3 protein-coding genes are annotated in these 2,751 nt (G+C 73.2%); 2 read left to right on the top strand and 1 reads right to left on the bottom strand.

The window, feature by feature from the left end; translation table 11 throughout:
• The first annotated feature begins 88 nt into the window (after nt 1-88).
• Entirely contained in the window at nt 89-880 is a 792-nt protein-coding gene (locus GA0115259_RS35615; protein ID WP_093604523.1) for an MBL fold metallo-hydrolase, read from the top strand.
• Nucleotides 880-1,623: a DedA family protein gene (locus GA0115259_RS35610; protein ID WP_093604521.1), complete on the top strand. Its 744-nt coding sequence runs from the start codon at nt 880-882 to the stop codon at nt 1,621-1,623. Before GA0115259_RS35615 ends, GA0115259_RS35610 begins: the two co-directional genes overlap by 1 nt.
• Nucleotides 1,624-1,693: 70 nt before the next feature.
• Here GA0115259_RS35610 and GA0115259_RS35605 read toward each other — a convergent pair.
• Nucleotides 1,694-2,751, bottom strand: a 1,058-nt coding sequence (locus tag GA0115259_RS35605) for an aminotransferase class I/II-fold pyridoxal phosphate-dependent enzyme (protein ID WP_093604519.1), incomplete at its 5' end; no start/stop codon positions are given.

Here is a 2,751-nt window from a genome sequence, read left to right as displayed (position 1 = left end):
CGCTGAGTGCGGAGATCGCGCCCGGGGCGGGCGGAGGGGCCGGTGGCCGGAGCCGGCGGGCGTTGCCGAGGTCGGAGCTGAGATCGGGTTGGGAACTGTCATCACCTGGTGGGGCCATGCCACCTGCACGGTCGAGGACTCGGGCGTCCGGGTGCTGACGGACCCGCTCTTCGTGCGCAGGCTGGCACATCTGCGCCGCAGGCTCGGGCCCGTACCACCGCCGGAGGCGACGATCGCCGACGCCGTCCTGGTCTCCCATCTCCACTCCGACCATCTCCATCCACGCTCGCTGAGCCGGCTCACGCCCGGCACACAGCTGATCGTGCCGCGAGGTGCGGACCGGTCCGTTCCGGCGCTGAGACGGCTCGACGCCCGCAGAAATCCGGCCGGGTTGCGGATCACCGAGGTCGTCGCGGGCGACGAGGTGGAGATCGGGAAGCTGCGGGTACGGGCCGTGCCCGCGCGCCACGACGGCCGGCGGCTGCCGCTCGGACCGCACCGCTCCCCCGCGCTCGGCTATGTGATCAGCGGTGAGTCACGGACCTACTTCGCCGGTGACACCGGGCTCTTCGACGGGATGGCGGACGCCGTGGGCCCGGTCGATGTCGCCCTGCTGCCGGTCGGCGGCTGGGGCCCTCATCTCGGTCCTGACCATCTCGATCCAGGGCGCGCGGCACAGGCACTGGCCCAACTCGCGCCGCGCGCGGCCGTACCGGTGCATTTCGGTACGTACTGGCCGATCGGTCTGGACGGCGTACGGCCGCATGAGTTCTACGCGCCGGGCGACGAGTTCGTACGGAAGGCGGCCCGGCTCGCTCCCGAGGTGGCCGTGCATCTGCTGCGGCACGGCGAGAGCGCGCGCCCGGGAGTGGGTGTGTGATGGCCGGGTTCATATCCCGGCTCGCCGAGCTGCCGCCCGAGTCGACACAGCAGGCCGTCGGTTATCCGTCGGTCTTCCTGCTGGTGACGCTGGGCGCGCTGGTGCCGGTGGTGCCGACGGGCGCGGTGGTGAGTTCGGCGGCGGTGGTGGCGTTCCATCAGACCTCACCGCTCTCCATGGTCTATGTGTTCCTCGTCGCGGCCTTCGCGGCCTTTCTCGGCGATGTGGCGCTGTACTGGCTGGGAAAGCGCGGCGTCGGCTCGAAGAACGGCTCGCGCTGGCTGGCCGCGCTGCGCCGGCACGCGCCGCCCGACCGGCTGGAGCAGGCCCAGCTCAAGCTGCGGGAGCACGGAGTGACGGTGCTGGTGCTCTCCCGCCTGGTGCCCGCCGGGCGGGTTCCGGTGATGCTGGCCTGTCTGCTCGCGGAGTGGCCGCTGCGCCGGTTCGCCCGAGGCGACATACCGGCCTGTCTGGCCTGGGCGGCGACGTACCAGCTCATCGGGGTGCTCGGCGGTTCGCTCTTCGCCGAGCCCTGGCAGGGCGTGCTCGCCGCGGTAGTACTGACGGTGGTACTGAGCGGCGCTCCGGTGCTCTGGCGCAGAGTACGAGGCCCGGACGTACGAGGCACGGACCGGGCCGACGGAGCGGATGGTACGGGCGGCTCCGACCGGACGGGACGGCAGAGCGCGGCGGAACGGAAGTGCCCCGAGGGACGGCAGGGCCCGGAGGGACAGGAGACGTGAAGCGCGGCCGGAGGAGCCGGTCCGGTCCGCGCAGCGCATCGCCGTATCAGCGCGCCATGGCGTCGCCGCGTCAGCGCAGTTCGGCGAAGGCCGCCGCGAAGTCGGCAAGCGCCCGCTCGACATGCGGCAGTCCCAGTGGCTCCGCCGCCCCGAGGGACTCCAGACGGCGCTCCGGATCCGCTCCGAGCAGCGCCGCCGTCGACAGACGTACGCGCAACGCGCCCAGTTCGTCCCCGAACCGGTGGCCGCCCGGCACGGGAGTCCCGAGACGCCCGCTGAGATGGTTCTCCAGCTCCATGGAGTCGGTGACGCCACGCTCCGCCAGCCGCGCGCGGAGCGGCCCGAGGTCGGCGTAGAGATGACGGCCCGCCTCCGGCTGCCTGGCGAAGGCGCCGGAGGCGAGCACCGCGCGATGGGCGGCCACGGCGACCGTCCCGTACAGCTCGGCCGTGTCCCGTGTCCGCCGGATCACCGTCACCGGCTCGTCGAGCGCGAGCGCGGCGGCTCCGGCCACGGGCCCGGCGACCAGCGCGCCGAGCGCGGTGAGGATGTCGAGCGTCCTGGCCCGCAACGCGGCTCCCTCCTCGGTGGCGGGACAGCGGGCGACGGCCATCGGCCAGGCGGCCGGGAGGAGTGAGCCCGCTGTGTCATGGACGACGACAACCTCGTCGGGCCACATCTCGGCCGGGCTGAACAGCACGGTCTCATGCGGTCGGAAGAGGGTGTCGCGCCAGGTCTCGTCGCTGATGATGTGCAGCCCTTCCCCGACCGCCGCCTCGCATGCCTCATGGACCAGTTCGGGCGGCGCGACCGTGGCGGTGGGATCGTCGGCGGGACAGAGCAGCAGCACTCTGGGGATACCGCCCTCGGCGCGTAGTCTGCGGACCGTCTCCAGCAGGGCGTACGGATCGGGCACTCCGCCCGCCTCCGCCGAGGTCGGCACCTGGTAGGCGGGCCGGCCCAGCAGCCGCGCCTGCGGCGCCCACCAGGCGGGACAGGGCCGTGGCATCAGCACGTCTCCGTCGTACGCGGCGAGCAGTGCGAACAGCAGCGGCTGACCGCCGGGCGCCGCCACCACGCTGTCGGGACCGCCGTGCAGCCCGCGCCGCGACCAGTAGCCGCACGCCG

The organism is Streptomyces sp. MnatMP-M17, from assembly GCF_900091995.1.
Classification (GTDB): Bacteria; Actinomycetota; Actinomycetes; order Streptomycetales; family Streptomycetaceae; genus Streptomyces.
Note: the sequence above shows the minus strand (reverse complement) of the source record. Positions and strands in the feature narration are given on the sequence as shown.